The organism is Archangium sp. (assembly GCF_036277355.1).
Classification (GTDB): Bacteria; Myxococcota; Myxococcia; order Myxococcales; family Myxococcaceae; genus Archangium.
Genome location: NZ_DASUNC010000008.1, coordinates 26,223 through 53,156, shown reverse-complemented (window position 1 = coordinate 53,156; position 26,934 = coordinate 26,223). Strand labels below are relative to the sequence as shown.

The following is a 26,934-nucleotide window of genomic DNA, read 5'->3' as shown; positions in this document are numbered from 1 at the left end:
GATGCCGCGGGCGTCGTCCCTGTCCAGCACGCGCACCCCGGTGTCATCGGTGTGCAGCAAGGCGTCGGCCAGCGTGCGCTGCTTGAGCAACTCCACCACGGGCGCCAGCAAGTCACTGGCCCCCGCCACCCAGTCGCCCAGAGTGGAGGCGGGCAGCCTCACCCCGTGGCGTTTGTCGAAAATGGCCTGCTGGCGGTGCAGGGGCAGCCCGTCGCGGTACTTGCCCACCAAAAGCTGCGCCAGCAGCCCCGGGCCGGGCAGCGCCCCGGGTAGCGGCGTCTCCCCCGCGGGCGCGGCGGCCACCCCCTCCTTGCAGCGCGGGCACGCCAGCTTGGGACGCTTCTCTACTCGCACGTAGAAGCGCGCCGGCTCCAACTCCAGCCGTTGGCTCACCTCCTCGCCCATGGGCTTCCTCTCCTCGCCGCACTCCGGGCACAGGCACTCCTCGGCCACGGGCTGCACCAGCACCTCGCGCCTCTCCAGGTGCGCGGGCAGCGCCTGGGCTCCGCGCACGGGCGGGCGCTTGGGTGTCTTCCTCGGTGCGTCAGCCGGCGGGGCCGCCGGGGCGTCTGCCTGGGCGCCGCCGGCGGTGGCGGGCACGGCCTCTGGCACGGCGGACTGCTGCTGGGTGAACAACGACAGCAGCAGTTGGAGCTGACTGGCGGGAGTCTTCTCACTGCGCCGCCCGTACAACTGCCGCAGCGCCTGCTGGAGGCGCACCAGCGTGGAGGCGTGCTCCTCGCGCAGCTGACCCAACAGGCCCAACAACATCTCAATGGCCTGCTCGCCGTGGCCCTCCGTCAGCAGGCTCAGCATGTAGGCGCGCACCGCCTCCATGTCGTCCCCCTCGAAGGCGGACGGCTGGACTTCTTCCTGCTGGCCCCTCTCTTCTTCGACGGTGACGGGAAAAGTCATGCGCGCCTTGCCTATGCACGAAGTCATGCCGGGCACGCAAGCGCGGACTCAGTGCACCTCGCCGCTGCGCACCGCGCGGCCTGTCTCCACCAGCGACAGCAACTCCGAGAGCTGCCGTACGTCCAGGTGCACCGTGGCCTGGCCCTCCTCGGGCGCTGGCACCCGGAAGCGTCCCGCTTCCAGTCTCTTGCTCACGGTGCAGTACCCGTTGGCGTCCCAGAAGAGAATGCGCACGAAGTCCTTTCTCCTGGAGAAGAAGACGAAGAGGTGGCCCGACTTCGGCTGCTTGCCCAGGCTTCCCTCCACCAGCGCGCTCAGCCCGTCGGCCTGCTTGCGCATGTCGCTCGGCTGTGTCGCCACCCAGTTTCTCACCCCCTCCGGTAGCTTCAGCACCTCTGCACCTCCTTCACCGCTCGCAGCACCCTCGCCACCAACTCCTGGCTGGCCCCCGCCTCCACTCTCACTCTCACCCCGCCCACCTCCACCTGCACCTGCTCCCCCTTCTCCCTCACCGCCTCGCTCCTCTCGGCGGGCGCCACCTCCACCGGCACGAAGGCCATGGCCGCGCGCGCCCCCTTCTTCCCTTCATGCCCGCGCGTCCAGAAGCGCAGCCTCTCACGCGGCAAACCGTACTTGCGCATGAAGGCCGACTGCGTGCCTCCTTCCTCCTGCCAGGCTCGCACCACCTGCGCTGCTACCTCGGGTGTCCACCTCGGTCGCCGCGCTGCCTCCAACCACGCCGGCTCCCCCTTCGTCATCGCTGTGTTCGTCGTCATCGCGCCGCTCACTCTGCGGCTCCTCGAGCTCCAGCTCTACCTGGGCCGGATCGGAGGCTTACGGTGCTGGCGCCCGTGAAGGCGAGGGTGGTGACGCTCAGACCGGAGCACACGGCCGCCTCCTGGGTGCCCAGGGCGTCCACCGGCACCTCCTGCTCGGTCTCGGACGCGCCCCCACAGGCTGTCATCAGCAGTGTGGAGAGCAGGGCACAGAGGGGGGGCGGTGATGAAGGGGCGTGTCATGGGGCGGGACTCCTCACAGAGGAGGGGGGACATTTTCCACTTGGAGTATAAAATTTGATTGTAAACGGTTTTTTTCAGAGCGAAGTCAAAGCTCCGGAATTTCTGGTACCCGCGGAGACCGTGACAGGAGGCACCGAGGTGCGGACCTGGAGCTCTCACCGCACCCATTGCGCTCGATTTGTTCGAAGGCGAAAACCTTGCGCTGGTCCGGACGCGTGCGGCCGCAAAGGATTGCCGGAAACGGCGTCATGTGTCCGTCCATCACCGTGGGCACGCTGTTCGCAAGGGGCTCGTCCGTGTGTTCACTCACGCACACAAGGAGTCCAATCATGCGTCTGGTCGTACCGATACTCATCCTGCTCCACATCACGGCCTGCGTGAAGCGCAACGTCAGGGTCGATATATCCAATACAATTCCCGTTCAGGCGAGGGTGATAATCGTCGTCAAGGATCAGCAGGATCGAGAGACGGAGCACCAGGAGATGTATGTACAGGCCTTGAAGGGGGGGAATGCCTCAACCCAGAGATGGGGGCCCATCGCAGTGCCGATCGGCCATCAGGTCAACGTCACGTGGTCGGCAGTAGGCTCTTCGGCCGTTCATAGCGAGCAACCGCTGTTGATCAACGATGGGGGTAAGCTGGATCTGAGCAAGCATGTCCAGATCGCGAATGTCACATTGACGTCGCCAGAGGAATCCAAGACGGCGCTCGAGCAACTCGCAAGCAGACTCGAGATCCACGGCAAGGAGGTCAGCAGGCTCGTCGACGTCGTTCCGAACCTCGGGGCGCTCATCATCGCCCGTGTCGATGGGGCCGGAAACGTCACCAACATCGTGGATCGAATACCTGTCACACAGCCGACCCTGTCCGTGGGGGGCGCCGCAGTCTACGAGGATACGGCCATCACGACCCGGGAGATTTTTTCCCAGCTGGCCGTGAACGTGCCGCTCTATGCCGACATCCAGAGCAGTATGTCGGTCGAAGGTACCTACAGCATGAAGTGGTCGCTCCGCCAGTATCCTTGGGACACCAGGGAGAGCTTCATCAATGCGGTGGCGACGCTGAATCAGAGACAGAAGAGCGCGTTCGCGGCTCTGCTGGAGATGCAGCCTACCGATACCAGGGTGTTCTACATCTCCAAGATGCAGGTGCTGGAAAAGGCCGTGTTCTCGGTGGCGAAAGGCCAGAAGGATGTCGTGAAGTCAAGTGGCGGAGCCGCCACCATCTTCACTGGAGAAGCCGAATACTACTTCGATCATCGAACGACGAAGATCATCGATGTGAGTGGCTACGTGTACGACATCGTGTACAACCAATGGGGGACCCGCGATGCGGTATTGGCCTATCTCAGAGGGACCGAAGCCAGGCCGCCCGAAGCCAGGCCCGCCGCTGTGGATCCAAACATCATGCTGGCCCCCTGAGCCCGTCGCGGCAGCTCACCAACGGCCGAGCGCCCCGGCCAGAGACGAGCCCTCCGGGAGGGCGAGCCCGTAGCGCCGGCTCTTGCTGTAGAAGGTCCCCTTGGCCACGCCCAGGGCCCTGGCCGCCCGGGCCGCTCTCCCTCATCTAAGCTGCGCGGTAACAACGGGCCGGCCGTCGAAGTTGAGCGCTGAGGAATGGCAGCAGGTGGCGGAGTTGGTGCGGGCAGGGGCGCGCACCAGCGGGTTTCCTACCGAGCGCTGGACGCTCACGCGTGTGGCTCATCTCATCCAGCACACGTTCGGCGTGAGCTACCACCCCAACTACCTGGCCGAGCGCCTTCACCGGCTGGGTCTGAGTCCGCAGCAGCCCCGCACGCGAGCCAAGGAGCGTAACGACGCGTTGGTGGAGGCGTGGCTCAAGCGCGATTGGCCACGCATCAGAAGGGGGCTCGTAGAAGCGGGCGGGCCATTGCCTTCGTGGACGAGACGGGTAGTTCGTTTCGGGCCCGCGTTGCATCCACCTGGGCACCCGTCGGGCATCCGCCCATCTTGCGCCGCCGTGACAAGCGGCGCGAAGTCTCCAGCATCGTCGCCCTCGTTGCCCCCTACAGCCCCAGGCCGGCGCGCCTGTATTCGCGCCACCAGGAGGGAGGCTTCACCAGCGAGGATATCATCGCGGCCCTGCGCTACTTCCGCAGGAAGGTGGGCCGTCCTCTCACCATCGTGTGGGACGGCCTCAACCAGCCCCACAGCGCCGAGACGCTCGACTTCGTCGCCCGCCACCCCAAGGACTTCCGCCTCGAGCGGCTGCCAGGCTATGCACCGGACCTCAACCCCGAGGAGGGCTGCAATGGGGTGGTGAAGGCCGAATTGCGCAACGCCACGCCCGACTCCGTCGCCGAGCTGCGTGCCCAGGCACTCGCTTCATTCATGCGCCTGGGCCACCGACACGATGTCCTCGCTGCCTTCTTCCATCACGCCGGCCTGAGCCTTACCGGACTTCCCTGAAGCAGGTTAGGGTCGGCGGAGAACGCCACGTCGCGCGTTTCTCTCCTCCGAGGTCTCGATGCATCCACCCAGTCGACTCACGGTCAGGCCTCAGACGCTGATCGCGGTGAAGGACGTGAAGGCCAGCAGCGCGTGGTACCAGACGCTGCTGCAGCTGCGCGGGGGCGATCCGGACCACCCCCACCGGCTCCTCTATGACCGCCTGTGGAGTGGAGAGACCCTCGTGCTCCAACTGCATCGGTGGGATGCCGAGGAGCATCCCAATCTCGTAGGCGCCGATCGGGCACCGCACGGCCATGGCGTCCTCCTCTGGTTCGAGATCGACGACTTCGATGCCGCCGTCGAACGCGTGAGACGTCTGGGCGCGCGGGTGCTGGAAGAGCCGCACGTCAACCCCGCTGCGCAACACCGGGAGATCTGGCTCGAGGACCTGGACGGCTATGTCGTCGTTCTCGCCAGTCCGGATGGTGAGGCTGCCCGGGTGTAGAGCCTTTGTCCCGCGGTTGCTTGCTCCAGGTAGGACAGCACCCGAAGCGAGCGGGCATCCGAGCGCCGGCTCAGGGGCCCTTCGCTCTCATGCGATTCCCCCCGTGCTACTCGCGAGCGCATGGAATTCAGCAAGAGCCTCGCGACGAAGCTCCTCGTCGCTCTTTGCAGCGTCATCAGCATCTCACTCGGCATCCTCGTTCTCGTCGTCAGCCGGCAGTCCTCGCGGGTGGCCGAGGAGCAAGCGAACCAGCTGGTCACGCAGATGGCCGAGCGCTATGCGCGCATCGTCAACTCGGAGCTCGACGCCGCGTTCATGCCCGTCCGGACGCTCGCTCAGACGTTGGTGGCCCAGAAGGTCGCCGGTCTGACGGATCGCCGGATGGCGGATGCGGCGCTCCGGAAGGTCGCAGAGGCCAACCCCAAGGTGCTCGGCATCTGGACGACGTGGGAGCCCAATGCGTTCGATGGGCTCGATGCGAAGTACGTGAACACGCCCGGCTCCGACGCCACCGGACGCTACATCTCCAACTGGTCCCGCGGCTCCGGACAGATCGCGCTGGAGCCCAACCTCGATTGAGCAGGAGGGCACCGATCGGCTGGCGCAGGTGATTGCCGACGTCCGCGATGGGGCCGCGGCGCTCTCGTCGGCCGCGTCACAGCTCTCGCAGACGTCCCAGTCGCTCTCGAGCCGCGCGACCGAGCAAGCCGCCACCTTCGAGGAGATGACCAGCAACCTGGAGACCATGAGCGAGTCCATCGTCAAGAACGCCGACAGCAGCCGTCAGGTGGAGACGATCGCGGCCAAGGGAGCTGCCGACGCCGAGAAGAGCAGCCGGGCGGTCTCCGCCTCGGTGGAGGCCATGAAGCAGATCGCCTCGCACATCTCCATCATCGAGGAGATCGCCTATCAGACGAACCTGCTCGCGCTGAACGCCTCCATCGAGGCGGCGCGCGCGGGCGAGCACGGCAAGAGCTTCGCCGTCGTCGCGTCCCAGGTCCGCAAGCTGGCGGAGGGCAGCCAGAGCGCCGCCCGGAAGATCAGCACGGTCGCGTCGGACAGCGTGAAGATCGCCGAGCAGTCCGGCCACCTGCTCCAGGCGCTCGTCCCGTCGATCGACACGACGTCGCACCTGGTCAAGGGCGTCGCCGCAACGTCGGGCGAGCAGTCGACGAGCGTCCGACAGCTCAACAAGGCGATGCTCGGCCTGAACGATGTGACGCAGCAGAACGCGGCGGCCGCCGAGGAGTTGTCGAGCACCGCGGAGGAGATGGCGGCGCAAGCGGAGGGCCTGCTGCAACTGGTGCGCTTCTTCCAGGTGGACGGGGCCGAGAAACACGGCGCACCGCGCAGCCGTCCTGGTGCGCGGGCATTGGAGAGCGGGCCTGTACCGCCAGGCCTCGAGACGCTCAGGTCGGCTCCTTCCTTGCGAAGGAGCGCTCCATGACGGCCCGTCCCGCGCCCGCCCCTTGCGTTCCGCCCCCCCTCCTCCTGGCGGCGTCAGGGCACGTACAGGATGGTGGCGTTGTAAAACAGCGACCCCGGTGCGATGGTCGAGCGTCGTCTTCTCGACACCCGCCCGCCATGATGCCCTTCTCCCTTGCGCCGACAGCACTCTTCGAGCTGCTCGCCCGCATCTACGGCTTCATCTTCGCCTGCAGTGTCATCTCCTTCGCGCATCCCCGGCTGCGGCGTGCGGAGGCCAGGCCCATCCGGCAGGCCATCAACTCCTGGTGGCCTCCGGCGCTCGCGGGTGGGCTGTGCGTGGCGCTGGGCGCGTGGGCGGCGCTGGGCGTCTTCGCGCTGACCAGCGGGTGGACGCTGCGCGAGTACCTGCGCACCCAGGGAGCGGAGCGAGACCCGCGCCTCGACGCCCTCGCGTACCTGGTGGTGCCGCTGCATTTCGGGGCCATCGCCACGGGCAACGCCCGCCTCGTCTCGGGGCTGTGGCTGTTCTGGACTTTCGGCATCCTGACGCTCGCGTCGCTGCGCCTCGGCGGCGACAGGCCCATCGCCCGCGCGGCCCGGCTGCAGCTCGGGGTGGTGTGGACGGTGTTCTCGCTCGGCCACGTGCCCTGGTTCTTCTTCCACGGGCCGCTGCCCGGCCCCTCGGGGGCCGCGGGCTTCGTGCTGCTGCTCCTCCTCTCGGTGATGACGAGCGACGCGGGGCAGTACGTGACCGGCAAGGCGCTCGGGCGCCACAGGCTCGCGCCCACACTGTCACCCCGGAAGACGTGGGAGGGCCTGCTCGGCGGGATGGCGATCTCCGCGCTGGTGGCGGGGCTGGCGGCCCCCTCCATCACGCCCTTCACGCATGCGCAGGGCGCGCTGCTGGGCGCGGCGCTCTCGGGGCTCGGGTTGCTGGGCGATCTGACGGTGTCCGGGCTCAAGCGCGAGGTCGGGCTCAAGGACCTGGGCACGGCGCTGCCGGGGCAGGGCGGACTGCTGGACCGCTGCGACAGCCTCATCCTCACGGCTCCCCTCTTCTTCACGGCGGTGCAGGCATGGTTCGGCTGAGGGCCTCCACGGATTACGCCGAGCTCAAGCGCGAGGTCCGCGCCGCGGGCTGCTACGCCTACGCCCCGTGGCGCTCGGTGGTGAGCCTTCCCCTGCACCTGGCCTGCTCGGCGGCCCTGTTCTGGGCCAGCGCGCGAACGGACACGTGGGGTGCGGTCCCGCTGTTCGTGCTCGCGAGCCTGGTGTTCTACCGGCTGGGCTGGCTGATGCACGACGCGGCGCACGGAGGCACGTTCCGCTCCCGCCGGGCGAACCGCTTCTTCGCGGCCCTGACGGCGGGGCTCCTGGGCGAGTTCGTCTCGGGCTGGCGCCATGGGCACGACCGGCACCACGCGGCGCCCAACGTGCGCGGCGTGGACGGGGACCAGTCGGAGCGGTGGGATGGGGAGCGCCGCTTCTCCCATGCGTGGATCGCCGCGCCCAACCTGCTGCTGCTCTCGCGCTTCCGCGGGAAGTACCTGCCCAAGTCGTTGCTGCTGCTCGGCCTGCGCGACGGCTTCTACTGCCACCGCTTCCACCGTGAGCGCTTCGTCCGGGAGCTGTGCCTGGTGGTTTGCGGCTTCTCGTTGCAGGGCGCGGGCCTCGCGCTGCTCTTCGGCCCGTGGGCGATCCCTCTCTTCCTGGCCCACACCTGCATCGGGATGTTGTACCTGAACACGGTCTTCGCCGGGAACCACTACGATCTCCCGTCCTTCACCGAGGCCGAGGCGAGCACGCTCACCTTCGCGGAGCTTCAAATCCGCACCTGCCGCAACTACACGGGTGGCCTCTGGGCGCGCTTCGTCTTCGGCGGGCTGGAGAATCAGCTCGAGCACCACCTGTTCCCCGACCTGCCGCGCCACCAATTGCGGCGGGCCGCGCCCCTCGTCCGCGCCTTCTGTGAGCGGCGCGGGCTCCCCTATGTCCAGGAGCCGTTCTCCACGGCACTCGCGAAGTTCATCCGCTTCCACGTGGACGCACCCGCTCCGGAGGTTGCCCCCGAATGAAGAACTTCCCGGTGCTCGAGCAGCTCAACGCGGCCAGCCTGGTCACCAGCCTGTCGGTGGTGCTCGGCACGCTGGCGTGTCACCTCGCGCTGACGGGCCAGCTCGGAGCCGCGGTGCTCTGTGGCGCGCTGGCGCTTCCTTGCGACGTGTTCGACGGCCAGCTCGCGCGGAGGCTGAAGCAGGTCAGCGCCTTCGGCGGCTTCCTCGACTCGCTCGCCGATGCCGTCTCGTTCTGCCTGGTTCCGCCGATGCTCGCCCACGCGATGGGGGTGGGCGGTGCGTGGACGGCGGCACTCGTGGCGTACTCGCTCACGGGGGTGTGGCGGCTGGCGCGTTTCATGGAAACGGGGACGGTGGTGGTGGACGGCCGCGAGTGCTTCCAGGGCTTGCCCACCGCCCACGGAGCGGCGCTCTTCTACCTGGTGGCGGCGGGCGCGGCGGGGCTGCCGGCCGGGGCGCGCAACGTGCTGGTGGGGGGCTACCTCGCGGCGGCGGCGCTCGCGATGATCCACGGTTTCACGATTCCGAAGCAGGGCTGGCACACCCGGCTGCTCTGGGTGTTGGTGCCCGTCGCGACCGTGGCCTCCCTGGTGCGGTGGTGGTGACGCTGCTGCGCCGCAACGGGGCGCTCCTGCTCACCTCGTTCCTCCTCTCGGGCCTGGTGAACGTGCACGCACAGGCCTTCTTCGCGGCGAACGTCCCCGCGGCGAAGGAGCGTTGGCTCGCGGGCTGCCTCCTGGTGGGAACTGTCGCGTCCATCGCGGCGGTACGGCTGTCCAGGCGCTTCGGCTTCCTCGGGGGCGGCGTGCGCGCCGGGACCCTGCTGGTGCTCTCGATGCTGGCGCTGAGCGTCGTGGTGCTCGGCGCGCGGGGCCCGTGGCTGTACGCGGCGGCGCACGTGGGCGTGCGCGCCGTGGCGAACTACGTGACCCAGGAGATGGACCGCCGCGCCACGGCGCTCGCTGGGGCCGCGCGGGCGAGGAACGATCAACTCGGCAGTGCCCTGCGCTTCGTGGGGATGTTGCTCGGACCGCTGTGGCTGGGCGCCGTCAGCGCGGGCGCGGCGCAGGCGCGGGTGGCCCTGTGGAACGGCTGCGCGCTGGCGGTGCTCGGAGCGCTCGCACTCGCCGCATGCCGGGCGGTGGGGAGCGGAGACGAGACGTGGCAGCCCGCCGAGGCGCCTCGGCCGCTCTCGCGAAGCGGCCGCGCGGTGTGGAGTGGCGCACTCGCCATCTATGGTGCGTACGCCCTGCTGGCGAGCAGCGCGGTGTACGTGCTCCGGGACCTTCACGGCCGTGCGGATGCCACGGTGATGGGCAGCGCGTTGATCGCGACGGTGTACGCGAGCGCCATCGTGAGCACGGTGGTCATCGGCCTGTGCACCCGTGAGGGGCTGGCACCTAGCTGGATGCGGGTGGCGCCTGTGGTGATGGCACTCGCGGGCGCGCTCTTGGGGACGGAGGCCGCCGGGGCCACGCCCGTGCTGTTCGGCTCGGGAGTGGTGCTGGGCGTTGCGTTCGCGCTGTTCATGCTGGCCTTCCGCGAGCACGCCACCCGGCGCGCGGCCGCAGGAGAGCCCGAGTGGCTCGTGGCCTTCAACAATCTGGGCAACAGCGGCGCGCTGGTGGGCTTCGGCGCGATGGCGGCGTTGGTGGGACTGGGCAGCGTATGGCCGGGCAACTACGGCGTGCGGCTCGGCGAGGGGCTGGTCGCGCTGAGCGCCGCGGCGCTGTGGCTGAGCCGGGGGCGAGCCCCTCACGAGGAGACGGTGCCGCAAGCGGTCCGGCCCTGAAATGATTCGCACGGAGCGGACTCCGGGTCAGCTGAAACGTTGAATTCTCTCGCGAGGGGAGGAGTCGCGTGCCACGTTCGTGAGGCTGTCAACGCAGCTGCGCGTCCCTTGCCACGAGGCGAGGAAACCGGAGACACGGACATGGCAGACATCAAGTGCAGGATTCTCGCGATCGACGGCGGAGGAATCCGCGGCGTCATCCCCGCCTACATCCTCCAGCAGCTCGAGGCGACACTCGGTGGGAAGCAGCTCTTCGAGGTCTTCGACGTCATCGCGGGGACGTCCACCGGAGGAATCATCTCGCTCGGGCTCACGACGCCCTCCAGCGGCAGCAGCAAGAGCGCCGGAAGCACCCTGCTCCCGTACACGGCGCAGGACATCCTCGACTTCTACCTGAATGACGAGTCCGAGCTGTTCGTCCCCTCGAATGCAGGCGCCAAGTACTACGGAACCAACCCGGACGATCCGAAGAGCGGCATCCAGCCGTGGCTGCAGAATGCGTTCGGGGCGACCCTGACGCTCTCGCAGGCGCGAGCGAGCCTCGCCCAGTCCGGCCTGTCGATGCCGAAGCAGGTGCTCACCACCGGGTTCACGATCAACACCAACAACCCTGGGAACGTGGGCCCCTATCTCTTCAACTGGCAGGATGCCGCGAACTCCGCCGCCGATGACTACTACGTCTGGGAGGCGGCACGGGCGACGAGCGCGGCGCCGACCTACTTCCCCGCGGCGCAGATCGGCACGGGTGCACCGGGCGGCTCGGGCGCCACGGGCCGCTGGGTCGTCGACGGCGGCATGGTGGCCAACAACCCCGCCCTGTACGCGCTGGCCGAGGCCTCGCGGCTCGGGCTCTACGAGAGCCTCGACGAGGTCTTCCTCCTCTCGCTGGGAACGGGCCTCTTCAATCCGGGAATCGCCAACTCCGATGACTACAACTGGGGCACGATGAGCTGGCTCCTGGATGAAAAGGATACCCAAGGGGATGAGATCAGCCCGCTCATCCAGGTCATGGGAGCCGGCAACATCCTCGCCCCTGACGCGCAGCTCATGAGCCTGATGCCCTGGGGCAACTACTGGCGCATCGACCCACCCATCAGCTTCTCGGAGACCCAGATGGCCGGCACGGATCAGAGCGCGTTGCAGACCACCGCCGAGAGTTCCATCAGCGCCGGGGGCGATGGCTATTACGCCTACCTTTACGCCATCAACGTGCTCGGCGGCACCCTCCCCAGCAATGTCGATCTCTCCAAGATGACGCCCCCCGCCAGAAAAGCCGACCGCCGCAAGGACGCGCCCCCGTTCCGCCGGTGAGTCCAACACCCCTCGCCCCGTGAGCACCTGCTCACGGGCGAGGGCCACCACCCACCCCAATGAAGACATCAAGGCGGGTTGAAGGTGCCTGCCTTCCACTGCTCCAACGTTCTCGTCGCGGAGAAGCCTACGAGACCGTCTACATGCTTGATGATCTCCGTAAGCACCCGCTCCCCCTCGGCTGGTGCGAACTCCAATATCGAGCCAGCGGCCCAGCAACGGGTCCCTGGATCTGGATCATCGAGCAACTTCAATAAGTGGCGCTGCGCATCGCTACCTCTTGCCCGCAGCTCCTGGCGAATCGCAACGAGAAGGTCATACATGCGGTTTGCCTCCTTCGGCTTTCCCGCATGAATCGCAGGCCATCGCTCGGCGGACAGGGTCCTGGCTTGTTCGATCAAATCGTCCGTTGGAAGCTTCTTGATCTGTGCTTTTTTCATGGGATGACTCGAAACAACCTCAGGATCATCAATCCGAAAGCACGCTGCTCTTCGTAGGATTTCGTGCGGAGCCACTCGCGCACCACCATGCCGCCCGTATCGTCGGACCGGGTCGAGTAGTACGCGCTGATTGCATCATGTTTGGCCTTGTCTACCGCGATTACATTTTCCGTATTGTGAATAACTTCTGAGCCGAAGCGCTCAACATTGACCTTCCGCTGCTCGACGATGTGGTGCCATGCCTTGCCCTCTCCCGCGGAACCCATGGCATTTTTGAAAGCGTCAAAAGACTTGAATGCGCGATACCTGCTCGCGGAGGGCGCTTCCCCTTTGGGCGTTACGTCCCCTCCGTTCGATGGGCGATTGCCCCCACCGTTCCGGGCACTCATTGCCACCGCAGTGGTCGGCAGCACGATACGAATCGTCCCCTCATTCACGGAAACAATGACGCGCTCGGCGTTCGTTGCCGCGTCCATCAACCGGAGCCCGACATCTGATTCCACCGTGCGAGAGGCCTGCCCGAAGCCCGGTAGATTCGGCCCTTTCGATACGAGCGTGGCCGTTTCACCGATCGCCGCCGTCGCCACCATGACGAGGATGCGCACACTGTTGGGGCCGATGACTCTTCCGAACCTGCCGCCCACCTCTCGCAGTTCCGCGAAGCTCGTGGCTCGCGGTGCGTCCTCATGAAGCTGCACATAGGCGCGCAGCAGCTCGAAGAACTCCCACCCCAGGTAGCCCCACAGCAGCGCGGAAAACGCGAGAGCGACTCCCTTTGTCACTGGCTCGGGCGCAATCAAGAGTGCCAGATAGGCCGTCATGGTGAAGCTGAGGGTAGCCAGCACCCGCGCGGGGTCGAGCATGGCCCGTAGTTCCGCATCCAGCCCTTCCAGAGCTGGCCCTACCGCAAGGGCCAGGGCAATGCTGCGCTTATCCCTGGCATCCAGGTGAGGCCCGTCGTCAAAAAGCGTCAGACAGTCGCCTGGGGTGCCGCGCCGCTCGCAAAAACGCCCATAGGACCGCGCCAGCTCGGATTGCCACGCGTCGCCAGTCACAACAGGCGCGGACACCAGCGCCAGCTTCCGGCCAACGTACAGCGGGGGACATGGAGTGGAGACCCGCAGCGGGAGGTGGAGCCACAACGTCGTCAGGGCGGCCGTAAGCTCGGAGTCACTGACCTGCACCGGCTGAAAGTCCGTGGGCAGGTTGAACAAGACGGCTTCGTCCGCGCCCGGGTCATCGGCTTCCGCTACGGACGAACGGTCGCGGTACGCCATGCCCGCCCTGATGGGTCCCCCTGTTGCGCACGCGGAAAGCAACACCAGCGCAGTCAGCGCGAGCGAGCCCATGCGCAAAGGGCCCCGCTCACCCACCAGGCACGAAGTGGCGAAACAGCCAGGCATTGCCGCACCTCTCCAGTCGAGTCACCGGGACGACCCTCCCCCCCGCCCTCTCCCAGAGGGAGAGGGGGCATGCGCAACCCGGGTTCTTCTACCTCGCGCGGGCCTCGAGCCAGGACTTGGTGAAGATGTTGGCGTCCAGCGGGGCGAGTTGCACGTCCTCGTAGCGCACCACCATCTTCATCCCCGACTCGGCCTCCTCCTCGATGACTTCCTTGTAGTGGTAGACCTGCTGGCCGCTCTCCGGATCCTTGATGCGCTGGTAGGCCCGGATGGTGTCCGTGCGCAGCGTCTTCCCCGACGGCGCGTAACCGATGCGCTTCACCAGATTGTTGTCCGGGTCCACCCAGATGCGCAGCAGCGGGAACGGCACCTCCGCGCCCGACTTCGCCGTCAGGTACAGCTTGCGGTAGGACGTGCCGTTGAGCTTCTCCACGCCCTCGTCCTTCGCCGTGTAGTCCTCCGCCAGCCGCGAGCGATCGAAGTCCGACTCGCACGTGAAGGTACCCGCGATGTTCGCGCGCACCGTGGTCCGCTCCCACTGCCCCACTGTCGGGTTGTACTCCCACAGGTTGTTGCTGATGCGGAGGTACCCGCTGCCCGCCATGTGCTTGGGCTTCGTCGTGAGGAACACCAGGTCCCTCGTCTTGTCCCGCCGGTAGACGTTGATTTCGACGAGCCGGTCCTGCCCGTCCTTGCGAATCTCCCGGATGCGGACCACGCCCTTGTAGTCGCTCGTGAAGGACAGACGCTTGTCGATGAGGCGCAGGAGGTCATCCGCGGACGGCTGCGTGTCCGCGAGGGCCGCCGCGGGCAGCAGGGTGAGCAGGGCCAGCAGACACGACGACAGGAAGGCGCGAGAGGTCATCACAGGAACTCCATGGCGGAGCGGGGAGACAGCGAGGCGGCTCGGGCCGCCGGGATGATGGAAGCCAGGACCGCGCCCACGGTGACGAGCACCACCGCCACCACGGCGTGCGGCAGCTCGGGCTGGAGCGGGAGCGTCCCGCTGAAGAAGAAGTTGGAGATCGCCTCGGGCAGCGGCACCGAGCCGCGCAGCCCCACGCACAGCAGCGCGGACATGGCGGCCCCGCTCGCGGAGGCCAGCACGCCCAACAGCATGCCCTCGAGCACGAACATGCCCACCACCGAGCGGCGGTGCATGCCCATGGCGCGCAGGGTGCCGATCTCCCGCGTGCGCTCGCGCACCGACACGTTCAGCGACACGAACAGGCCCAGCACCACCACGGCGAAGACGATGACTCCCACCAGCACCGCGAGCGCCCCCAGTCCGTCCGTCACGAAGGACAGGAAGGAGGACTCGTCCCGCCACGTGGTGACGTCCACCCGCTGGCCCGCCCAGCCCTCGCGCAGCAGCGGCGCCAGCTTGTCGCCATACGCCTCGTGCGAGGCTGGCAGCACCGTGAAGCCCGAGGTGCGCAGTGCCTCGCGCACGGTGCCCGCCAGGGCGTCCACGTCCGTCTCCCCGCCACAGGTGAGCTGCAGCACGCTGGCGGACTCCGGCCTGTAGCCGTGCAGCTCGCGAAGGGTGGCGTTGGACACGAGGATGCCCGAGGACTCGCCCAGCAGGCCGATGGGCTCGGTGATGGCGGCCACCTCCACGTCGAGCGCGTTGTTCTTCCCTCCCACCAGCTGCGTGTAGAGCGTGGTGACGTCACCCACCTTCACCTGGAGCTGCCGGGCCAGGGGCGCGGAGAGCGCCACCGTGTGCGTGCGCTCCAGTGCCGCCACGGAGCCTTCCCGCGTGGCCATGGCCTGGACGAGCTCGCGCTCATGTCCCGCGTCCAGGCCCACCAGGAAGGAGCGCACCCGGTGCCGGCCCGCCGCCACGGTGGCATAGCCGCGCCCGCGCTCGCGCAGGCCGCAGCCGGCCGGGACGAGCGGCTCCACCACGCTCCGCACCCGGGGCGTGTCTCCCAGCACCGGTGCGAGCGTGTCAGGGTGCACCTTGAAGTAGCCCCCCACGTTGACGTCCCCGCTCAGCAGCGTCCTCGCCGCCTCGCGCTGGGCCGCGGCCACGCCTGTCTTCAGCGACATCACCCCCACCAGCACCGCGCTGCCGCTGGCGATGACGAGGAAGAGCAGCAGCGCCCGCTCGCGGTCCACGAAGAGGTTGCGCAACGCAATGCGCAGCAGTGAGAGCATGGCTAGTCCCCCCTCCGGCTCATCGCCACCACCGGCGCCACCGCGCTGCCCCGCCACGCGGGCACCAGCGACGCCCAGGCCACCACCCACGTCATCCCCACCACCACCAGGCCTCCGTGCCACGCCTTCAACTGCGGATACAGCACCGGCCCTCCGAGGAAGAACTGCAAGGACTCGTCACTCACGGAGATTCCCTGGCCCACCGCCGCCGACAGCAGGGCCGCGCCCGCCACCGCGCCCAACAGGCTGCCCACGCCGCCGAGCAGCAGCCCCTCCAGCAGCAGCGAGAAGAACACGTCCCGGCGCTGCATGCCGATGGCCCTCAGCGTCCCCACCTCCCCCACCCGCTCCTTGGCCAGCAGCAGCAGCGTGCCCGTGGACAGCAGCAGCACGAAACCTCCCAGCATCAACGCGAGCAGCAACAGCAGCACCTGCCCCATCCCCACCACGCCGCTGACGAAGCCGCCCGCCTCCTGCCAGCTCACCGTGGCCAGCGGCAGCTTCTTCTCGCCCGCGAGCCGTTGGATGCGCGCCGTCACCTCCTCGGGCACCGCGCCGGGCCGCAGCACGAGGGCCGCCTGCAGCACGCTCCCGTCCTTCATCTCCTCCTCGGTGAAGGTGTCCGCCAGCACGTCCCTGTCCACCACGAGCTCCCCGCCCGAGGCCTTCACCGGCTCCGCGTCGACGATCGTCAACGTGCCCAACGGCTCGTCCCCGGCCGGTGCCGCGGCGTCCGACATGCCGAGCTCGTCGATGAGCTTCCGGGCCTCCGCCAGCTCGGCCCGCGTCGGCCGGTTGGCCAGCTGGCGCGCGGTGACGAGGTCCACGAGCGAGGTGGTGTTGACGCGGCTGCTGTCGCCGCCCAGCCCGCGGAAGCGGAACGTGCCCCACACCTTCACCGGCACGTTGGAGCCGAGCTTCATCGGGTTGCGCAGGGAGAGCGTCTCCCCGGGCTTGATGCGGTACAGCGGCAGGTGGGGCGCCAGCTCGGCGTAGAAGAGCTTGTAGCGCGCGTCGAAGTTGCCGTCGTCCAGGGAGAGGAACTCCTTCAGCAGTGCCTCCAGCTCGCCCGGGTGTCCCAGCGCACGGGCCAGCGCCACCTGGAGCGCCCCGCTCCGCTCCACGTCGAGCCGCGACAGCAGGTCCGGCAGCTCCGCGAGGTTGCGCTCCACCTGGGTGCGCAGGCCCTCGTCGTCCGCGAGCCTCGCGCCCTTCTCGAGCGCGCGACGCAGCTCGTCGAGCCGGAAGGCGATGGGCAGCTTGAAGAACTGCTCGTAGGCCGCGTGCCCCAGCACCAGGCCCCGGCTGCCCGGCGGCGGCATCTGCCCCGAGAGCAGCTCGAAGCGCGGGAAGGCCCCGGCGAAGCGCGTCAGGTCCGTGCCCAGGTAGTCCAGGGACACCGACTCGCCCTCCCCGGCCAGCCGGGCCACGCGGTTCTCGATGAGCTCCAGGGCCGGCAGGGGCTCGGTGGCGAAGCGCGCCCAGAAGTCCGCGGAGACGATCTTCTCCAACGCCTCCCGGTCCTCCTGGAACGCGGCCTCGGCGGCGAAGGCCTGCTCCCGGTTGCGCTCGTCCCGGGCCACGCGCTCCAGCGTCCGCCGCAGATCCGCCACCAGGAGCGCCAGCCGCGCGTCACGCGCCTCGGAGGAGGGCTCGCGGAGCACGGCCCGGACCGCGGCCAGCTTCTCGTCCAGGTAGTTGCCCCGGAACACCGCGCCCATGCCCACCTCCAGGGGAACCACCTCCTGGATGCCCTCCACCGAGCGCAGGGCGGCCTCCGCGACCGGGTAGTCCTCGAGCGGGGTGAGCTCCGCCTCGCCGCTGGGGCCCACCAGCATCAGCGGCACCCCCGTCGAGCCCGAGTGGTACACCTGCAGGTCCCCCGTGCCGCTCTCGACGAGGCTGCGGCGCGTGCCCTCGGCGATGCTCTCCACGAGCGCGAGCCCCGGCGTGAGCAGCACCGCCGCTCCCGCCGCCAGCAACCCGACCACCCAGCTCCGAGGACGTGCCAGGACGCTCTGCAACGTGAGCCGAACCAACGTCAAAGCCAACTCCTGATTCTCGATTGATTCCCGATGTCCGACGGGACGTGAACCTACCCCGGTCAACCCGTCCCGAGCACGCGCAGCATCAGCTCCACCTGCTCATCCGAGAGCTGCGACACGTCCGCCGGGTTCTTGCGCACCAGCTCCTGGAGATGGGCCGCCAGCCGCGAGACGCTCGGCTGGTCGAAGAGCACGCTCTCGCGCAGCCGCAGCCCCAGGCGCTCCTGGATGCGCGCCATGACGCGCGTGGCCTGGAGCGAGCTGCCGCCCAGCGAGAAGAAGTGGGAGTGCACGCCCACCGCGTCCACGCCCAGCACCTCGCGGAAGGCCTCCACGAGCATCTCCTCCAGGGGCCCGGTGGGAACGCCCTCGCCAAACGTCTCCGCGGCGAGCGCCTCGACGTCCACCTTCCCGTCGGCACGCCGGGGGAGGGCCGTCATCGGGTGCAGCGCGGTAACGCCCGGCTCGCCCTTCACCGGGAGTGGGCCCGGGCTGGAGGCCTGGGTGAAGAAGACGTGGGCCTGCTCCAGGGGCTCGCCCGCGCCCAGGCCGGCGGCACGCCACGCCGGAGCCGAGCCCTCCACGCCCACCAGCACGTGCGTCCGGCCGGACTCCAGGGCGAGCACGAGCGCGGCCAGCACCTGCTGGGGCTCCAGCGTGCGCGAGCCCACGGGAGAGGCCCGCAGGGTGCGCGCCATGCCCGTGGCCTTCACGGGGCCGAGCGACACCGCCACCGCGTGCCGTCCCCGGGCCGCCAGCTGCTCCACGAAGCGGTCGATGAAGCCGGTGGCCGCGCAGTAGCTGGTGGCGTACCAGCCCACCGTCCCCATCACCGAGGAGGCGAAGAAGAGGAGGGCCTCGGGCCGCGGCTGGAAGGCCTCGGCGAGCGCCAGGGCCCCCAGCACGTGGGCCGCCGCGTGCTGGATGAACGTCTCCGGCGTCTCCGCCTCCAAGGGCACGGGCTCGAAGTTGCCGGCGAAGTGGAAGACACCGTCGAAGGGCCGGCCATGACGGGACTCGGCCTCGTCCAGCACCGCGCGCAGCCGGGCGGCGTCGGTGACGTCCGCCTGCGCGTACGTGGCCCCGAGCTCCCGCTCCAGGGCCTCGGCGGCGGCGTCCCGGGCCCGGCGGCCCACCAGCACCAGCTTCGCGCCGAGCGAGTGCTTCAGGTGGCGCGCCCACGCCTGGCCGATGCCACCGAGCGCGCCCGTCACCAGGTACAGCCCCTCGCGCCGCAGCCGCCGCGCCCCGTCGAGCCGCGAGGGCACCCAGGGCGAGAAGCCGCGCTCCCAGCGCTGTCCGTCATGGAAGGACACCTCGCGCGCGGAGCGCAGGCCCTGGAGCTCTCCGGCCACGAACGCGGCGGCGTCCTGCGTCTCGGAGGGCACCCAGAGCAGGCGCACGGAGAGGTTGGGCGCATCCGCCTTCGCGGACCAGAGCAGGCCCGGCACCAGGAGCGGCGCCGCGTCGAAGGAGGTGCCCTCGGCCCGAGGCGCCACCACCCACAGCCGTACCGGCGTGGACGCGGCCCTCGCGGTGAGCCCCTGCACCAGCCGCAGCAGGGGCGACAGGGAGCGCGCCAGCTCCGCGCTTCCCGCGCGGGACGCCTCCTCGCGGCCCATGACGTAGACGACATCCTCGAAGCGCAGGCTCTGCGCGTCGAGCCTCTCGAGCGCGTGGACCGGGTTCGCGTCCGGCGCCAGCGCCACCCACTCCACCGGGCGGGAGATCGTCTCCCTCAGCGCGGTGGCGAAACCGGAGGGCGAGAACAGCAGCACGGTGCCGGAGAGCACGGAGACGCCGGCCGGCACCTGGGGACGCGGCGTGAGGCTCGGCACGGCCAGACACCGGGGCAGCGTCGCGGGCCCACCGAGGACGCGCTCGGCCTCCCGGCGCTCGGCGGCGAGCTCACCGGACTCGAAGCGGCGGCGCAGCTCGGTGCGCCCGCGCTTGCCCAGCTCCGTCTTGGGCACCTGGTGCGTCTTCACCGGGACCAGGTAGCTCACCTGGATGCCGAGCGCCCGCGCCACGGCCTCGCGGATGGAGCGCAGCAGCTCGCCGAGGGGGGGCGCATCCGGCGCGGGCACGAAGAAGACGATGACCTCGTCCGTCTGCAGCCCGCCCACGCGCGTGGGGCACGCGGCGGCGTACGACGGCAGCACTCCCGGCACCAGCTCCACCACCGCCTCGATTTCATGCGGGTAGACGTTGTTGCCGTTGACGATGAGCAGCTCCTTCTGCCGCCCGGCGATGGCCATGTGGCCGTCGTGGACGACCGCCAGGTCGCCGGTGCGGAACCACCCGTCCTGGGTGAAGGACTTCGCGTTGAGCTCGGGGTCGGCGAGGTAGCCGGCCAGCACGGCGGCGCCGCGCACCTGGAGGTGGCCCACCGTGCCCTCGGGCACCACCGCGTCCTGCTCATCCACGATGCGCAGCGCGCCGCCCGAGAGCGCCGGGCCGAGGTCCACATGGGGCTCGCCCGCGTGGGTGTGGACGCCGCGCACGGAGGTGAAGAGCGAGGCCGTCTCCGCCATGCCCCACATGGGGCAGACGGCGTCCTCGCGCAGCCCGTCCTGGACGAGCTGGGAGACGAAGCGCTGCATGGTCTCGGCGACGAGCGGCTCACCGGCGCTGCCCAGCACGCGCACGCACTTCAGGTCCCACGCGCGGCGCTCGCCCTTGGAGAGCCGGTCCGCCACGAGGCCGAAGGCGAAGTTGGGCGCCCAGCTCACGGTGGCGCGGAACTCGGAGTGCAGGTCCATCCAGCGCAGGATGTCGGCGAGGATGTAGTCGCGCGCGACGAGGATCTGCGGGGTGCCCGTGCACAGGGCCGTCATGTGCAGGTAGTTGAGCCCGGCCACGTGGTCGAGCGGCATCCAGCCCAGGCCGATGTCGCCCTCCTCGTACCAGCCGCCGGAGCACATGGACCCGTACATGGCCACCATGTTGTCCTGCGAGAGGACGATGCCCTTGGGCTTGCCGGTGCTGCCGGACGTGAAGGACAGGATGGCGGGATCCGAGGGCGAGAGCTGAACCACCTGCCCCGGCGTGGAGCGGTCCACGTCCGACACCGAGACGGCGCGCACGCCCATGGCCCGCAGCGCGGCGGCGCCCTCGGCCCCGGCGAGCACGAGGGGCCCGCCCAGCCGCTCCACCACGGAGAGGACCCGGGCCACACCCGCGTGGGAACGGTCGAACGAGGGTGGCACGGCCATGGGCGCGGGCAGCACGCCACCGAGGGTGCAGGCCCAGAAGGCCCGGATGTAGTCGCCGGGCCGCTCCAGCAGGAGCATGACGCGGTCCCCGCGCTTCACCCCGAGCGCGGTGAGCCCGCCCAGCATGCGCAGGGCCTCGTCCCAGAGATCGGCGTAGCGCAGCGTCTCGCGCTGGCCCTCCAGGTCGATGAAGGTGATGGGGCGATCGGCGTACTGCTCGGCGGCGCGGCGCAGCACGTCGGTGAGCACCGCCGGGTTGCCGGGAGCATGGCGCCGCGGGCCGCCGTCGACGAGGGACGGCCGCCCCGAGCCCTTGTCCGCCGCCGCCGAGGCATCGCTGGCCTGGGGCTCGGCGGCCGCGCCGGTGCGGGGACGCAGGGACTCGGGGAGCAGCTCGTCGATGGGCTCGAAGACTTCCGGAGCCTGACGGGGGCCGGCCAGGGCCACGGCCTCGAGACCGGCCTGACGGAAGCGGGACTCCACCTGACGCAGCACGGCCGGCGTGACGGGCTTCAGGCGCGAGAGGGCCTCGAGATCGGGCTCGCCCGACGCCCGCAGGGGAATGGCATCGAGGAACGTGACGGGAGGAGCCTCCTCGCCCAGCTGCTCCCTCAGGAGCGCGGACAACGCGTCCGCCTTCGCTCCGCGCTGGGGAACCACCCAGGCCACCGCGTCACGCCCCTCGCCCGCCACGCAGACGTCCTGGACCCGGGAGTCGCCGAGAAGAAGCTGCTCGACCTCACCTGCCGTCATCACTCGTGGAGTCATGGGCCCATGGTAACGCAGAATCCCGCGAGCCTGTTATCCCCGGGAAACCGGGGAGGTTGCTCCAGATGGGGCAAAGGCGCGAAGCTGGAGTCCCCCCTCCCCCACGAGGAATCGATGTCGGCACCCCCGAGCGCCACGCCCCCCTCCCTGGCGCAGTCTCTGCATTTCTGGGCGCGCAACGCCTCCAACGAGTCCGCGCTGCTGCGGACGTCGCTGAGCCTGGGCCTCTTCGACGCACTGCCCGTGCAGGGAGAAGGCACGCCAGTGAAGGTGGACGCACTGGCCGGGAAGGTGGGGGCCCCGGTGCGGGGCGTGCGGTCGCTGGTGGAGCTGCTGGTGTGCCTGGGGCTGGTGCACATGGACGAGGCGCGAGGCCTCTCGGTGACGAAGCCGGTGGCCACCTTCCTGAAGGATGCGGCGTTCCGGGAGCGGCTGAGGGAGGCGGCGCGCTGGTGGGGCCCCATCGGCCACCTGGAGGAGGCGGTGAAGACGGGAGAGCCCGTCACCGCCGGGGGCCAGCGTTGGGACGTGCTGGAGCACTACCGGCGGCTCTTCCTGGAGGCGGTGCCCGCGCCCCCGCCCGAGGCGGAGGACTTCTTCGACCGGTTCGCGCGCAGTGCGGCGCGCACGTGGCTGCTGGTGACGGCGGGCCGGCTGGGGCTGCTCGAGCAGCTCGCCACGGGCGCGAAGGACGAGGCGGCGCTGCGGGCGGCCACGGGGGCCAGCGAGCGGGGCCTGCGGCGGGTGCTGGAGGTATTGGAGCACCTGGGCCTCACGCGGACCGAGGGCACCACGAGCGGCCTCACGGAGGAGGCCCGGCAGGTGCTCGACGGCAAGGCACTGCCGTACCTGCTGCGCTCCTTCTCCGTGTCCGCGCAGTACTGGGAGGCGCTGGAGCGGCTCGAGGAGACGGTGCGGCACGAGCGCTTCATCCTGGACTTGAAGGACGCCGAGGTGAGCCGGCGCTTCTACGCGGACAACTCGAATCAGATCACGGCGGTGTTCGCCTCGCACTTCCAGCTCAGCCGGCGAGCGGCGGCGACGCTGGCGCAGGTGCGTCCGCTGGCGGGCGCGTCGGTGCTGGATATTGGAACGGGCTCGGGGGTGTGGGGCGTGGCGTTCGCGCGGACGGAGCCCACGGCGCACGTCACCTACTTCGATCAGGAGGTGGTGCTGCAGCAGGCGCGGCGCAACGTGGAGCAGCTCAAGGCGCTGGGGCAGGCGCGCTTCTGGCCGGGCAACCTCTTCACGCAGGACTTCGGCGAGGCCGCGTACGACTTCATCATCCTGCCGCAGGTGCTCAACGTGCTGCGGCCCGAGTCCCTGCCGGACATGTTCCGCCGGGTGGCGCGCGCGCTGAAGCCGGAGGGCATCCTGGTCATCGCCGAGTACGTGCTCCACGAGCGGCGGGACGGCCCGCTGGACCACCTCTACTTCGGGCTGAGGCGCTTCCTCACCAACGAGGGGGACCTGCTGTCCCACTCGGAGTACGCTGCGCTGCTGGCGGACGTGGGACTCACCGCGACGGTGTGCCTGCCGCTGCCGACGCAGGAACTCCTCCTCGCGGCACGGCCCGGGGTGACGCTGCCCACGCAGCTCGCACCGCCTCCGCGCGCCGCCGCCTGACATGGCAGTGGCGCCTTTGCGCACGGTGGCGCTGCTGCTATCCATGCTCGTCGCAGGATGCAGCGGCGTGGCAAGAAGCGTTCGTCCCGGCATCAGCCACGGCTCCAATGGCATCCACTCCACGCCGGTGCGGCTAGCGCAGCAGGCGGCTCTGCCAGCGTCAACCGCTGCACCCTCCCCGCCGACGCCGCTCCAGGGTATTTCCGGCGAAGGATTGGGGAATGGCATTCCTCGCGCCGTGCTCCAGCTCGTACCACGAGGAGCCACGACCGTGGCAGAAGCAGGGGCTCCCGCTGCGACGGGAAAACCCCTCGTGGCTGGCGGCGCGGTTGTTGCGGCAGGAGGAAGCATTGTACTGGTCTGCCTGACCGTCAAGGCGGCCATGGACGGAGTGGCCACCCCGATTGACATTGCGGACTCATTCTACGGAACGCACTTCGGTGACATCCAGGGTTGGGTGCAGGGTTGTTACGCGCCGAAGACCGGTGCCACCAATACAACACCTGCGCACACGTCTGAGATGAAGCCGGTGTTCGGGCCCCATTCGTCCCCCGCGCCATTGCCAACTCCAGATGGTGATGGAGACAAGAAACGTTTGGGCCGCATCTATGCAACCTATACGAAGTTCAACTTGAGGACCAACCGCCATTATTCTGGGCGAACAAGCATGGTTGTCGACCTGAATAGACCGCTCCGGCCGCAGGCTGAAAAAGCTGTTGATGCACGTGATTCGAACCATCATGTTGATGAAAATGATGAACCGAAAACCCCCGGATTCCGGCAGGCCGTGCTTGATCAGTTCGATACCGGAACCGCAGTTGACTACGTCAACAGATATAGCGATATCGCTTATTGGCGAACTCGTGGAAGAGAGCAACAGTTGATTGACTCATTTGGAGGAGCCCAGTCCGAAACCCGAGGACTGCATCGAACCGAGAACCTCAATCGCGGCGTGGCGAAAGACAATCCGCTGGGCAGGCTGTTTCACGATGCCGCCACGAAGAAATGGGGCCAGCTGTACCCGTACACCGGAGATTGAGGAATGCGAAAGCAGAAATACAAACCAGGCTCATTTGTCAGGATTGCTCTCGCGGATGGTTCCTACGGCTACGGAAGGTTGCTCGAATCACCGTATGCGGCCTTCTATCAACACAGAACCATGAGCCCGGATTCGGATCTGGATGGGATCGCGTCAAGACCCGTACTCTTCAAGACAGCTGTGCGCCATCTGGCTCTGGACTCATGGGAGATGATGGGGTGGAGAGCGCTCGAGGAGCACCTGTGCCAGCCTCTCGTTCGATTCATGCAGGATCTGGGAGACTTCCGCCGCTGCACGATCTTCGACACCGCTGGCAATGAGCGAGCCGCTGAACCCCAGGAGTGTGTGGGTCTCGAGCGGGCAGCGGTCTGGGAACAGGAGGCCATCGAGGAACGACTGCTCGATGCTCTCCTGGGGCGGCCCAATGCCGATGTGGAACGTCTGAAGGTACGGTTGCACCCCTGATCAGTCGCGCGTGGCGGGGCGACGCCGGGGCTCCTGACACACCGCGCCATGCCCTTCTGGACCCCGCTGGCTTGCCCACACCAGCAGTCTCGGCTTAGGCTCGGATTACACTTTTTCCATTTCCTTGGAAGGCGGCATGGCCCTGGCGCCGTTGGACAGCCCCCGCGACACGAGCGATGGCCCGGCGTCCGCCGTGCGGGAGCGATCCAGCTCGGAGGCGGCGCGGCTGAGGGCGAAGTACGCGCGCGAGGTGGCCCGGCTGGGCAACCACGCGCACTCGAAGGCCGCGGGGCTCGGGCACCTGGCGTTCCACATCGGGCTGGGCGTGGGCGCGGCGGTGGCGGCGCACGCGCTGCTGAACGCGAATCCCGTGGTGGGCGGGTGCCTCTACCCTCTGGTGGCCTTCTTCATCGCCACGCGGTTCCGCGCGCTCGGCAACATGCTGCACGAGGCGTGTCACGGCATGTTCGTGCGCGGCAAGCGCGCCAACCGCGTCTTCGGGCACGTGCTGGCCATCATCGACCTGACGGCGCTGGAGCCCTACACGCGCGAGCACTTCACGCACCACCAGCACCTCGGGGACCCGGTGAAGGACCTGGACTTCGTGCCCCGGCGCAAGTTCGGGTTCGCCGAGCCCACGGAGCACTTCGCGCGGCGCCACCTGCTCAAGCCGCTGCTGCTCGGCCACCTGCCGTCCTTCGTGCGCCCGGTGCTGTGGAGCCGCACGGATCCATGGCCGGTGACACTGGGCCGGTGGGCCTTCCTGGCCGGGCTGCTCGCGCTGGCCCAGTGGGGCATCGGCTGGAAGAACTTCCTGCTCTTCTACGGGCTGCCCTACTTCGTGGCCTACCAGGTCATCCGCTACTGGTCGGACGCGGTGGACCACGCGGGCATCATCGGCGAGGCGGACGAGTTCCACCGCTCGCGCAACCACATCTTCCGGTGGGGCCTGCTCAACCGCGTGCTCTTCCCGCGCAACGACCAGTACCACCTCACGCACCACCTCTTCCCGGCCGTGCCCACCACCGCGCAGGGCCGCGTCCACGCGCTCCTCCTGTCGGATCCGGAGTACGCGGACCGCCCGCACGCCTTCTCCTCGCTGCTGTAGGGGAGCGCGGACCGCTCAGCCGCGGGTGACGCGCTCGATGGCATCCAGGGCCTCGGGGAAGCGCTCGGGAGACATGCCCAGGCCCAGGCGGAAGCCGTGGCCGCGCTCCAGCGGATGGGTGCCCGAGGGCTCGCCGTGCTCCATGGCACTGAGCGGCAGCACGAACACCCCGGCCTCGCCGAGCGCCTGGAGCTTCGCCTCGAACTCCTTCGGGCCGGCCACGCCGCGCACGCCGATGCAGGTGACGAGGCCTCCGGCCGGAGCCACGCCGTACACGCCCTGGGAGCGCTCCAGGAAGGAGGCCAGGGCGCGCCGGTTGCGCCGCCAGTCCTCGCGTGCCTCGGTGAGCACGGGGCTGCCGAGGTCCTTGAGCACCTCGTGGGAGATCCACTCGGTGACGGGATTCACGGTGTGCGTGGTGTAGTTCTTCTCGTTCTGCATGCGCGCCAGCATGGCGGTATCGCCGACGCACCAGCCGATGCGCAGCCCCGGACAGCCGAGGCACTTGATGAACGAGCCGGTGACGAAGGAGCGCGTGCCCGGGCGGTACACGGTGGCGCCCAGCACCTCGGTCTCCGAGGAGAGGAAGCGGTAGTGCTCGTCCCCCACGAGCGTGGCGCCGGACGTATCCACCCAACGCGAGACACGGTCCAGCAACGCCGGCTCGAGCACCAGGCCGCTCGGGTTGTGGGGGTTGTTGATGATGACGACGTCCGGGGACTCGCGCTCGAGCAGGGCGAGCCACTCATCGGCATCGACGGAGGGCACGCCGCGCGCGTCCCAGCGCACGGGCAGGCGGACGATCTCCGCGCCCTGCTGCATGGGCAGCTCGTAGAGGAGCTGGAAGGCGGGCCAGGCGAGGGCCACCTTGCGAGGCTGGAGCTGCCGGAAGAGGAGCAGCAGGGCCTCGCTGGTGCCGGTGGTGATGAGGACGTTGTCGCGCGTGGTGCCGGGGTGCATGGCGGCCACGAGGTCGCGCAGATCGGCACGGCCCCAGTTGGGGCTGTCGCGCAGCAGGGTGGACAGGAACGTGTCCATGGCCTGCTGGGGGCTGACGCCGGAGCCGGTGAGCAGCTCGCCCACGGTGCGGGGCCGAGCACCGGACTCGCCGAGGTTGTAGCGCGCGGTGAAGCGCGAGCCCTCGAGGTAGTCCTCCATGAAGAACGAGCGAAGAAGGTCCATGTCGGTCCAGGCGGGAAGGAAGAG

Annotated in this window: 24 protein-coding genes and 1 pseudogene; 15 read left to right on the top strand and 10 right to left on the bottom strand. The window is 69.0% G+C overall.

Annotated features, from left to right (window positions below; all coding sequences use genetic code 11):
• From VFZ09_RS01690 to tnpA, 3 genes are all read right to left on the bottom strand, one after another.
• Window positions 1-915 (bottom strand): IS66 family transposase (locus VFZ09_RS01690; RefSeq protein ID WP_329725674.1); only part of this gene is annotated, 915 nt, incomplete at its 3' end.
• Window positions 916-963: 48 nt separating this feature from the next.
• Window positions 964-1,308, bottom strand: coding sequence for an IS66 family insertion sequence element accessory protein TnpB (tnpB, locus tag VFZ09_RS01685; protein ID WP_329725673.1), 345 nt, complete (start codon window positions 1,306-1,308; stop codon window positions 964-966).
• Window positions 1,302-1,691: an IS66 family insertion sequence element accessory protein TnpA gene (tnpA, locus tag VFZ09_RS01680; RefSeq protein ID WP_329725672.1), complete on the bottom strand. Its 390-nt coding sequence runs from the start codon at window positions 1,689-1,691 to the stop codon at window positions 1,302-1,304. Before tnpA ends, tnpB begins: the two co-directional genes overlap by 7 nt.
• A gap of 572 nt (window positions 1,692-2,263) precedes the next feature.
• Between tnpA and VFZ09_RS01675 the strand changes: the two genes are divergently transcribed.
• The 11 genes and pseudogenes from VFZ09_RS01675 (at window position 2,264) to VFZ09_RS01625 (ending at window position 11,456) form a co-directional block, all read left to right on the top strand.
• Complete coding sequence (locus VFZ09_RS01675) at window positions 2,264-3,355, top strand: hypothetical protein (RefSeq protein ID WP_329725671.1); 1,092 nt, start codon at window positions 2,264-2,266, stop codon at window positions 3,353-3,355.
• Window positions 3,356-3,560: 205 nt separating this feature from the next.
• Window positions 3,561-3,764: pseudogene (locus tag VFZ09_RS01670) on the top strand (helix-turn-helix domain-containing protein); the annotation flags it as partial.
• A gap of 2 nt (window positions 3,765-3,766) precedes the next feature.
• Window positions 3,767-4,363 carry a transposase gene (locus VFZ09_RS01665; RefSeq protein ID WP_329725670.1) on the top strand — a complete coding sequence of 199 codons (597 nt, stop codon included), beginning with the start codon at window positions 3,767-3,769 and terminating at the stop codon, window positions 4,361-4,363.
• Between the two features lie 58 nt (window positions 4,364-4,421).
• A complete protein-coding gene (locus VFZ09_RS01660; RefSeq protein WP_329725669.1) occupies window positions 4,422-4,850 on the top strand; it encodes a VOC family protein in 429 nt (142 codons plus the stop codon).
• Window positions 4,851-4,970: 120 nt separating this feature from the next.
• Entirely contained in the window at window positions 4,971-5,429 is a 459-nt protein-coding gene (locus tag VFZ09_RS01655) for a hypothetical protein (RefSeq protein ID WP_329725668.1), read from the top strand.
• Window positions 5,430-5,457: 28 nt separating this feature from the next.
• Entirely contained in the window at window positions 5,458-6,297 is an 840-nt protein-coding gene (locus VFZ09_RS01650; protein ID WP_329725667.1) for a methyl-accepting chemotaxis protein, read from the top strand.
• Window positions 6,298-6,434: 137 nt separating this feature from the next.
• Entirely contained in the window at window positions 6,435-7,367 is a 933-nt protein-coding gene (locus tag VFZ09_RS01645; RefSeq protein ID WP_329725666.1) for a phosphatidate cytidylyltransferase, read from the top strand.
• Window positions 7,355-8,353, top strand: a complete 999-nt coding sequence (locus VFZ09_RS01640) for an acyl-CoA desaturase (RefSeq protein WP_329725665.1) — start codon at window positions 7,355-7,357, stop codon at window positions 8,351-8,353. The genes VFZ09_RS01645 and VFZ09_RS01640 overlap by 13 nt, the downstream gene beginning before the upstream one ends.
• Window positions 8,350-8,958 carry a CDP-alcohol phosphatidyltransferase family protein gene (locus VFZ09_RS01635; RefSeq protein ID WP_329725664.1) on the top strand — a complete coding sequence of 203 codons (609 nt, stop codon included), beginning with the start codon at window positions 8,350-8,352 and terminating at the stop codon, window positions 8,956-8,958. Before VFZ09_RS01640 ends, VFZ09_RS01635 begins: the two co-directional genes overlap by 4 nt.
• Window positions 8,955-10,145, top strand: a complete 1,191-nt coding sequence (locus VFZ09_RS01630) for a hypothetical protein (RefSeq protein ID WP_329725663.1) — start codon at window positions 8,955-8,957, stop codon at window positions 10,143-10,145. Before VFZ09_RS01635 ends, VFZ09_RS01630 begins: the two co-directional genes overlap by 4 nt.
• Before the next feature lie 141 nt (window positions 10,146-10,286).
• Window positions 10,287-11,456: a patatin-like phospholipase family protein gene (locus VFZ09_RS01625; RefSeq protein WP_329725662.1), complete on the top strand. Its 1,170-nt coding sequence runs from the start codon at window positions 10,287-10,289 to the stop codon at window positions 11,454-11,456.
• 68 nt (window positions 11,457-11,524) lie between these two features.
• Here the strand turns inward: VFZ09_RS01625 and VFZ09_RS01620 are convergent, their stop codons facing one another.
• The 6 genes from VFZ09_RS01620 to VFZ09_RS01595 all read right to left on the bottom strand — a co-directional run bounded on the left by VFZ09_RS01620 (window position 11,525) and on the right by VFZ09_RS01595 (window position 21,490).
• Window positions 11,525-11,896, bottom strand: a complete 372-nt coding sequence (locus VFZ09_RS01620) for a DUF2019 domain-containing protein (RefSeq protein ID WP_329725661.1) — start codon at window positions 11,894-11,896, stop codon at window positions 11,525-11,527.
• The gene (locus VFZ09_RS01615; RefSeq protein ID WP_329725660.1) at window positions 11,893-13,173 is read right to left on the bottom strand and encodes a hypothetical protein; all 1,281 of its coding nucleotides are present in this window, start codon (window positions 13,171-13,173) and stop codon (window positions 11,893-11,895) included. Before VFZ09_RS01615 ends, VFZ09_RS01620 begins: the two co-directional genes overlap by 4 nt.
• 214 nt (window positions 13,174-13,387) lie before the next feature.
• A complete protein-coding gene (locus tag VFZ09_RS01610) occupies window positions 13,388-14,164 on the bottom strand; it encodes an outer membrane lipoprotein-sorting protein (protein ID WP_329725659.1) in 777 nt (258 codons plus the stop codon).
• Window positions 14,164-15,462 (bottom strand): ABC transporter permease, encoded by a 1,299-nt coding sequence (locus tag VFZ09_RS01605; RefSeq protein ID WP_329725658.1) that lies wholly within the window; start codon window positions 15,460-15,462, stop codon window positions 14,164-14,166. The genes VFZ09_RS01610 and VFZ09_RS01605 overlap by 1 nt, the downstream gene beginning before the upstream one ends.
• A 2-nt stretch (window positions 15,463-15,464) precedes the next feature.
• A complete protein-coding gene (locus VFZ09_RS01600; RefSeq protein WP_329725657.1) occupies window positions 15,465-17,507 on the bottom strand; it encodes an FtsX-like permease family protein in 2,043 nt (680 codons plus the stop codon).
• A gap of 59 nt (window positions 17,508-17,566) precedes the next feature.
• Window positions 17,567-21,490, bottom strand: coding sequence for an SDR family NAD(P)-dependent oxidoreductase (locus tag VFZ09_RS01595; RefSeq protein ID WP_329725656.1), 3,924 nt, complete (start codon window positions 21,488-21,490; stop codon window positions 17,567-17,569).
• Window positions 21,491-21,604: 114 nt separating this feature from the next.
• Here VFZ09_RS01595 and VFZ09_RS01590 point away from each other — a divergent pair, with 114 nt between their 5' ends.
• The 4 genes from VFZ09_RS01590 to VFZ09_RS01575 all read left to right on the top strand — a co-directional run bounded on the left by VFZ09_RS01590 (window position 21,605) and on the right by VFZ09_RS01575 (window position 25,728).
• Window positions 21,605-23,116, top strand: coding sequence for a class I SAM-dependent methyltransferase (locus VFZ09_RS01590; RefSeq protein ID WP_329725655.1), 1,512 nt, complete (start codon window positions 21,605-21,607; stop codon window positions 23,114-23,116).
• 271 nt (window positions 23,117-23,387) lie between these two features.
• Window positions 23,388-24,155, top strand: a complete 768-nt coding sequence (locus tag VFZ09_RS01585) for a hypothetical protein (protein WP_329725654.1) — start codon at window positions 23,388-23,390, stop codon at window positions 24,153-24,155.
• Window positions 24,156-24,158: 3 nt separating this feature from the next.
• Complete coding sequence (locus VFZ09_RS01580; protein ID WP_329725653.1) at window positions 24,159-24,620, top strand: Imm26 family immunity protein; 462 nt, start codon at window positions 24,159-24,161, stop codon at window positions 24,618-24,620.
• Between the two features lie 136 nt (window positions 24,621-24,756).
• Entirely contained in the window at window positions 24,757-25,728 is a 972-nt protein-coding gene (locus VFZ09_RS01575; RefSeq protein WP_329725652.1) for a fatty acid desaturase, read from the top strand.
• A 15-nt stretch (window positions 25,729-25,743) separates the two neighbouring features.
• Here VFZ09_RS01575 and VFZ09_RS01570 read toward each other — a convergent pair whose 3' ends face one another.
• Window positions 25,744-26,910 carry a pyridoxal phosphate-dependent aminotransferase gene (locus VFZ09_RS01570; RefSeq protein ID WP_329725651.1) on the bottom strand — a complete coding sequence of 389 codons (1,167 nt, stop codon included), beginning with the start codon at window positions 26,908-26,910 and terminating at the stop codon, window positions 25,744-25,746.
• Window positions 26,911-26,934 lie beyond the last annotated feature (24 nt).